Origin of the sequence: Streptomyces sp. SID3343 (assembly GCF_009865215.1) — a bacterium.
GTDB lineage: Bacteria > Actinomycetota > Actinomycetes > Streptomycetales > Streptomycetaceae > Embleya.
The window spans coordinates 1-7,427 of sequence record NZ_WWJX01000140.1 but is presented as its reverse complement, the minus strand read 5'-3'; the positions used below and the strand labels follow the sequence as shown (position 1 = coordinate 7,427).

At 70.5% G+C, this 7,427-nt stretch carries 6 protein-coding genes; 3 read left to right on the top strand and 3 right to left on the bottom strand.

The annotated features are described in order from the left end of the window. Both GT354_RS04430 and GT354_RS04425 read left to right on the top strand, forming a co-directional pair. Window positions 1-1,779 (top strand): carbon starvation CstA family protein (locus tag GT354_RS04430; RefSeq protein ID WP_161354839.1); only part of this gene is annotated, 1,779 nt, incomplete at its 5' end. Next, a complete protein-coding gene (locus GT354_RS04425; RefSeq protein ID WP_346011844.1) occupies window positions 1,776-2,033 on the top strand; it encodes a YbdD/YjiX family protein in 258 nt (85 codons plus the stop codon). The genes GT354_RS04430 and GT354_RS04425, both read left to right, overlap by 4 nt. On the opposite strand, the gene GT354_RS04420 is transcribed toward GT354_RS04425, so the two are convergent. The 3 genes from GT354_RS04420 to GT354_RS04410 all read right to left on the bottom strand — a co-directional run bounded on the left by GT354_RS04420 (window position 2,030) and on the right by GT354_RS04410 (window position 6,192). Beyond that, complete coding sequence (locus GT354_RS04420; RefSeq protein WP_161354838.1) at window positions 2,030-3,040, bottom strand: nitrilase family protein; 1,011 nt, start codon at window positions 3,038-3,040, stop codon at window positions 2,030-2,032. The genes GT354_RS04425 and GT354_RS04420 overlap by 4 nt on opposite strands. Window positions 3,041-3,304: 264 nt before the next feature. Beyond that, window positions 3,305-4,588 (bottom strand): sensor histidine kinase, encoded by a 1,284-nt coding sequence (locus GT354_RS04415; protein ID WP_161354837.1) that lies wholly within the window; start codon window positions 4,586-4,588, stop codon window positions 3,305-3,307. Window positions 4,589-4,815: 227 nt separating this feature from the next. Next, window positions 4,816-6,192 carry an NtaA/DmoA family FMN-dependent monooxygenase gene (locus tag GT354_RS04410; RefSeq protein ID WP_161354836.1) on the bottom strand — a complete coding sequence of 459 codons (1,377 nt, stop codon included), beginning with the start codon at window positions 6,190-6,192 and terminating at the stop codon, window positions 4,816-4,818. Between the two features lie 851 nt (window positions 6,193-7,043). Here GT354_RS04410 and GT354_RS56335 point away from each other — a divergent pair. After that, on the top strand, window positions 7,044-7,163 hold the full coding sequence (locus GT354_RS56335) for a putative leader peptide (RefSeq protein WP_346011843.1): 120 nt from the start codon (window positions 7,044-7,046) through the stop codon (window positions 7,161-7,163). Window positions 7,164-7,427: the final 264 nt, after the last annotated feature.

Genomic DNA, 7,427 nt, shown 5'->3' with positions numbered 1-7,427 from the left:
GCCCGGCGCGGGCCGGTACAGGACATGGTGATCCTGTTCCTGTCGATGCGCCGCGACGGCAAGAGCCTGGGCCAGATGGCCCGGGAGGAGATCGGCCGGGTCGGCGGCATCGCGGCACTCGTCGCCGTGTTCGCCATCATGATCATTCTGTTGGCGGTGCTCGCCCTCGTGGTCGTCAACGCGCTGGCGGACTCCCCGTGGGGGACGTTCTCGGTGACGATGACGATTCCCATCGCCCTGTTCATGGGGGTGTATCTGCGCTTCCTGCGCCCGGGCCGGGTGTTGGAGGCCAGCGTCATCGGGGTCGGACTGCTGCTGGCGGCGATCGTCTCCGGCGGGTGGATCGAGAACTCGGCCCTGGCGGACGCGTTCACGTGGAGCCCCGAGACGCTGGTCTTTTGTCTGGTCGGATACGGCTTCGTCGCGTCGGTGCTGCCGGTGTGGCTGTTGCTGGCGCCGCGCGACTACCTGTCCACCTTCATGAAGGTCGGCACGATCGCGTTGTTGGCGATCGGGGTGGTCGTGGCCGCGCCGACGCTCAAGACGGACGCGGTGAGTTCGTTCGCGAGTTCCGGCAGCGGGCCGGTGTTCGCCGGATCGATGTTCCCGTTCCTGTTCATCACCATCGCGTGTGGCGCGTTGTCGGGCTTCCACGCGCTGGTCGCCTCCGGGACGACGCCGAAGCTGATCCAAAAGGAGTCGCAGGTCCGGCTGATCGGCTACGGCGCGATGCTGGTCGAGTCGTTCGTGGCGATCATGGCGCTGATCGCGGCGTGCGTGATCGACCCGGGTCTGTACTACGCGATGAACGCCCCCTCGGGTGTCCTCGGCGCCACCGCCGAGAGCGCGTCGCACGCGGTGGCGGGCCTGGGCTTCACCATCTCCCCCGAGGATCTGCGGTCGGCCGCGTCGGCGGTCGAGGAACAGACGCTGATCGCCCGCTCCGGTGGGGCGCCCACGCTCGCGGTCGGCATGTCGGAGATCTTCGCCGACGTGTTCGGCGGCTCGGGGATGAAGGCGTTCTGGTACCACTTCGCCATCATGTTCGAGGCGCTGTTCATTCTGACCACGGTGGACGCGGGTACCCGGGTGGGCCGGTTCATGCTCCAGGACATGCTCGGCAACGTGTGGAAACCGATCGGCCGGGTCGACTGGAAGCCGGGCATCTGGCTGACCAGCGCCGTCGTGGTCGGACTGTGGGGCTACTTCCTCTACGTCGGGGCCACCGATCCGCTCGGCGGGATCAACCAGCTCTTCCCACTGTTCGGCATCGCCAACCAGCTGCTCGCGGCGGTCGCGCTGACCGTGGCCACCACGATATTGGTCACGTCCGGTCGACTGCGGTGGGCGTGGGTCACCGGCGTACCACTGGTGTGGGACGTCGCGGTGACGTTCACCGCGGGGTGGCAGAAGATCTTCTCCGACGACCCGCGCGTGGGATTCTTCGCGCAGCGCGACCGCTACGCGGACGCCATCGACGCGGGCAAGGTGCTCGGTCCGGCCAAGAACCTCGACGACATGCACACGGTCGTGGTCAATTCCACCGTCGACGGCGTGCTGATCGCGGTGTTCCTGGTCCTGATCACGCTGGTGATCGGCAATGCCGCCGTGGTGTGCGTGGCCGCGGTGCGCTCCCCCGGGTCGCTACCGACGACCGAGACGCCGTACGTCGAGTCCACGCTCGACCTCACCGCCGCCGACCGGCCGCCACGCGCCGAGGAACTCGCGGGAGTCGGCGGGGGCGGCACGGGCGACGACGACGAGGCGGCGCGGCCGTGATCGACCCCGAAGCCGGCCCGGGCCCACGCCCAGGCACCGGCACCAGCACCGGCACTCGCGCCCGCTTCGCGGCGATGCGGCTGGTGCGTGGGATCCGGTGGTATCTGCGCGAGCTCTCCGGCGACGCGGACTACGACCGGCACTGCGCGCGCCATGCGCGCGAGCACCCGGACGCGCCCGTGCCGACGCGACGGGCGTACGAGTCGTGGCGGGCGAAGGAGAAGGAGGGGCACCCATCGGCCCGGTGCTGTTAGACGGTCCGCGACCCGGCCGACCCCGGGCGGTCGACGGGTTCGGTGGAGAAGCGGGCCGTGCGGGGGTCGCGCTCGTCGCCGAAGCGGTGGGTCAGGATGTCGTACAGTTCCGGCCGGCGGCCCTTGAGCCAGCGCCGCCCCGTGGCCATCGGCAGCAGGGCGAGATCCGCGTCAGCGACGACCATCGCGTCGTCGGCCACCCAGGTCTCGGTCAGGATGCGGCCGTACGGGTCGAGGATCATCGCGTTGCCGGTGCGCACCTCGTCGTCGTCGCGGCCGACACCGTTGGCGAACACGACGAACAGGCCGTTGTCGTGGGCCCGGGCGGGCAGCCAGCGCAGCAGCCATTCCCGCCCGCTCGGGCCGCGGAAGGCGGCCTCGATCGCCGCCGGGTCGCGGTGTCGGCGCTCCCACGTGTCGAGCGGGACGGGCTTCATGCCGTGCGGACTGCGCGACGCGGTACCGCCGGTCTGATGCGGCGCGAGCAGTACCTCGGCGCCGAGGAGCGCGGTGGCGCGGACGTTCTCCACGAGGTTGTTGTCCCAGCAGATCAGCACGCCCACCCGCACCCCCCACGGGGTGTCGAAGACGGTGAACCGGTCGCCGCTGTCGATCGCCTCGTGTTCGAAGGCGTGGAGCTTGCGGTGCACGTGCACCGTGTCGTCGGGCAAACACACCGCGTAGGAGTTGAACAGGCGCCCGTGGTCGTCGCGTTCGAGGAAACCGACGCCGATCGCCAGGTCGTGCGCGACCGCGAGATCGCGGACGACGCGCACCGACGGGCCCTCGGCGGACTCGGCCAGTTCGTGCAGTCGGCTGGTCGGCTGCTTGGTCAGGTGCCAATAACCGAGCAGGCACATTTCCGGAAAGACGAGGACCTGTACCGCGTCGGCGGCCGCACGGCGGACGAAGTGTTCGATCCGGCCGAGGTTGAACGCCTTGTCGTCGGGGCGCGGCTCGAACTGCACCGCCGCGCAGCGCAGGGCGACGGTCTCGGGCTGCTGCATGGCTGCTCCAAAGGTCGGAAGGTGGTACATCCGGTGCTGGGTGCCACCAGTACAGCGCCGGCTGTTCGATGCGTCCAATGAATCCTTGCGACGTATCGACAACCCGTTGGCGGATCGGGGTGGCGTGGGACCCCGCCCCCTGCCCCGCACGTCGTGGACTTCCCGGCGGTCGCCTCGGCCGACGCGCGGGCGAGCGTCGATACCGCCGGGTTCGGGCCGGGGCCGATCCGCCGACGCTCGGTGACGCGGGCTGCCGGCCGGGCGTCAGGGCGAGGTTTCGGCGTCCGGCTCATCGGGCGGCAGCGGGATGGTCGCGGCCACCCGGAAGCCGCCGTCGCCGCAGTGCCCGGCCTCGAACGTACCGCCGTGCACGGCGACGCGTTCGCGCATGCCCAGGAGGCCGTAACCCCCGCTCGCCACGGGTGCCTTGCCGTCGCCGGTGCCGTCGTCCGACACGTCGATCGTGACCCGGTCGGGCAGGTATGCGAGCCGAACGTGGGCGTTGGCCCGCCTGCCCGCGTGTTTGCGCGTGTTGGTCAACGCCTCCTGGGTGATCCGGTAGATGGCGAGGCCGGTGGCCAGGGGCATCGCGCGTCGGTCGCCGAGGACCTCGAATCCGGTCGGCAGGCCGGCCGCGCACGACTCGGCGACGAGGTTGTCGATGTCGTCCACACCTGGTTGTGGCTTCGACGGGGCGACCTCCGCCTCCCCCGTGCTGCGCAGGACGCCCAGGAGTTGCCGCATCTCCTGGAGGGCGGTGCGGCCCGACGACTCCAGCGTCACGAGTGCGGCTCGAGCGGTGTCCGGATCGCGGTCCATCATCGAGCGGGCTCCACCGGACATCAGATACATCGTGGTGACGTGGTGGGCGACGATGTCGTGGAGTTCGCGCGCGATCCGGCGGCGTTCCTCGGCGACCGCGCGGTCGGCGAGCAGGGTCCGGTTGAGGGCGACCTCGTCCTTCCAGCGGCGCACCCCGAGCGCGACGAGGATGACCACGACGGTACCGCCGAGGCCGGCGACGGCGGCCGGGAGGACGGCCCCCGAGGCCTTGGCGTCCCGAACGAATTGGACGATCGAGACCCCGATCGCGGAGATCCACATCGTCCGCCGGCTGCCGTGGCGGGCCACCTCGTAGAGCGCGAAGAGGATGCTCACGGAGTAGTTGTGCGAGGTCTGCGACGTGTTCAGATAGGCGATCACCTGCAGGACCAGGACCGCCGCGAGCACCTGTACGGGGTAGCGGCGGCGGAAGAGCAGCGTCGAAGCGGCCGCGGCCAGCAGCACGGCGCCCGTCTTGTTCCACGTGGCCGTGCTCTCGGCGGGCGCGAGATAGCCGATCAGCTCGGACGCCGCGGCCAGGACGACCACCAGGACGTCGGTGATCCGCCACGGGAACGCGGCCGTCCCGTGCTCGGTCCGCATCAGTCGCCCGAACATCGTCCACGACAGGCGCTCGCGCGCGCGGGCGCGTCGCCTCGGGGCGACGCCGACCGCCTGGAACCCGGCAACGCCGTTCTCGGCCGCGGCGGGATGGTGGCGGCCCATCCGGGGCCTCCTTCTACTCGTACTTCGTGTGCTTCACCCGGGCGGACGGCGCAAGTGTCGTCTTCATTGAATCCTGGGTGGTCACGCTTTCGGTCCGCAGCGAACATGATCTTTCACCCAGGACCCAAGTACCAAAAGAGGCCGAATCCAGGACTTCCGTCCGGGATGAGCGGGCGGGCGGGGACAGGCCACCCGGCCCGCCCGAGTCGAGCCGGTCCCACCGGCCCCTACGAGGCCACCTTGGCGGCGCGCGGCGCGGCCGGGACCTCGGGAAGGCCGAGGTGGTCGCGCAGGGTGGAGCCCTCGTACTCGGTGCGGAAGACGCCGCGTTCCTGGAGCAGTGGGACAACCGTGTCGGCGAAGGCGTCCAGGCCGCCGGGGGTGATGTGTGGGACCAGGATGAATCCGTCCGAGGCGTCGGCTTGGACGAGGTCGTTGATGCTCGTCGCCACGGTCTCCGGCGCGCCGACGAACGTCTGCCTGCCGGTCACCTCGATGATCAACTCGCGGCTGGAGAGTTGCTTGGCCTCGGCGAGTTCGCGCCATTGGCGGGCGGTGGCGATCGGGTCGCGGTACATCCGCACGCTCGCACGGCCCCGGGCGACCGTGTTCTCGCCCGGGTCGGGATCGATCGCCGGTAGCGGGCCGTCCGGGTCGTGGGCGGACAGGTCGCGGTTCCACAGTTGTTCGAGGAACTTGATCGCGCTCTGCCCGCTGACCTGCTTCAGTCGGATCTCGTGCGCGAGTTCGTGCGCCTCGGCGTCGGTGTCGCCGAGCACGAACGTTGCGGCGGGGAGGATGACCAGGTGGTCCCGACTGCGGCCGTGGCGCGCGAGTCGGCCTTTGACGTCGGCGTAGAAGGCCTGCCCCTCGGCGAGGGTGCCGTACCGGCTGAAGATCGCGTCGGCGCCGGCGGCGGCGAACTCGCGGCCCTCGTCGGAGTCGCCCGCCTGGAAGATGACGGGCCGGCCCTGGGGACTGCGGGGGACGTTGAACCGCCCGGAGATGTCGAAGTGCGCGTCGTGATGCTCGAACGCGCCCGCCTCCGGATCGCCCAGGAAGACCCCGCTCTCTCGGTCGGCGACGATCTCGTCCCCGTGCCAGGAGTCGAAGAGTTCCCACGCGGTCTCCAGGAACGTGCGGGCGCGCTCGTAGCGCTGATCCGGCGTCAGGAATCCGCCGCGCCGGAAGTTCTCGCCGGTGAAGGCGTCCCACGAGGTGACCACGTTCCACGCCGCTCGGCCGGCGGACAGGTGGTCGAGACTGGCGAACTGACGGGCCACTTCGTACGGTTCGTTGAAGGTGGAGTTGATCGTGCCGGCCAGCCCGAGCCGATCGGTGACCGCCGCCAAGGCGGCGAGCACGGCAAACGTGTCGGGGCGCCCCACGACGTCCAAGTCGTAGATCAGGCCGTTCTGTTCGCGCAGGCGCAGCCCTTCGGCGAGGAAGAGGAAGTCGAACTTGGCCCGCTCGGCGGTGCGGGCCAGGTGCGCGAAGGACGCGAACTCGACGTGGCTGCCGGCCTGGGGGTCGCTCCAGACGGTGGTGTTGTTGACGCCGGGAAAGTGGGCGGCGAGGTGGATCTGCTTGAGGGGCTTGCTCATGACGGAGGGTCCTTCCGCGTCTGACGGGGTGGGGTGGCGTGCGCTGGGGTGAGATGGGTGGGGTGGGGAAGTGACCGCTCGGGCGGCGGGGGTTCGCGCTCCGACGGGCTCGGCCACCGGACGCTTACGACACCGCACCGCACGGCATGACGGATCGAGCCCGCATCGGACGAAGTCGCCGATGACGGACGGCGGCAGAGTGCGTCGCTGTTGTCGGTCGCCGCGGGTGGCGCGATGTCTCGCCGCAGCCGCGCAGACCGACAAACAGGGCGTGGACCGGTCGGGTCGACAGGGCGCGGTGGGCACCCGCTGCGCGGATCTCGGGCCGGCCGCGAGGAGGCAACCGCTCACCCGCCGAAGCGGTCGGTGCCTTGTGTCTTGTGTGGCGGCTGCTCAAGAACGCGCCGACTCCCCTCGGAGCCGACCCCTCGGAGCCGACTCCTCGGCCCGAGCCGACCCCTAGCCGGAGCCAACCCCCTCAGTCGGAGGCAAAAGGGACAGGTCGACACGCGGCACTGGTCACCCGAAGCAGGTCGATGTGCCTGCGGGTGGCGAACCGGGTCTGAGCCTGCATGTCTCGCAGGCTACGAGGTGGATCGCGCGTCGTCAAAGGGCATCCGCAGGTCGGTCGATCGGCTCGCGCGCCGCCGCCGTCGGATCGACATCGGCTTCCGTACCGCGCTCGCCGGTCGCGCAGACGGACACCGATACCCCTGATCCGAACCGGAGTTGCGATACCTTCGAGCGCTGCGCGAGGTGCCGGGCACGGTGATGGACAAGACCCGGTGGGCTGGGTTAACGTCGCGGCGTCGGCCGCTCCGGTCGTCGATGCGCAGCAAGGGGACGATGTCATGCGCAGGGTTGTGACTCCGGCAGGCAGCCGTGTCGCCGCCACGCCCGCGCCCCGAACCCGGCTGACCCGGCGCCTGTTCATCGATCTGCGCCGCTCCGCCGGCTGCCTGTGTCTTTGATCCACTAGCACCCCGCCACCCGGGCGAACCACGGCCGCTTCACGGCGGCGTGCGCCTGCGGTCGCGTCGTCGTGCCGCTTCCGTCCGTCGGGCTCCCGCGATCCGCGCCGATCCGCGCTCACCCGCGGCGGTCACTCGCGCCCTGCCGCCGAGGCCGAACTCCGCGCGGAGTCGGTCGAGTTCGGCACGACCGACACTCCCGACTCCCGGGCCCTGCCACCACCTTGCGCTGCGCTGCGTTGCGTCGCCTTGCGTTGCCTGTCT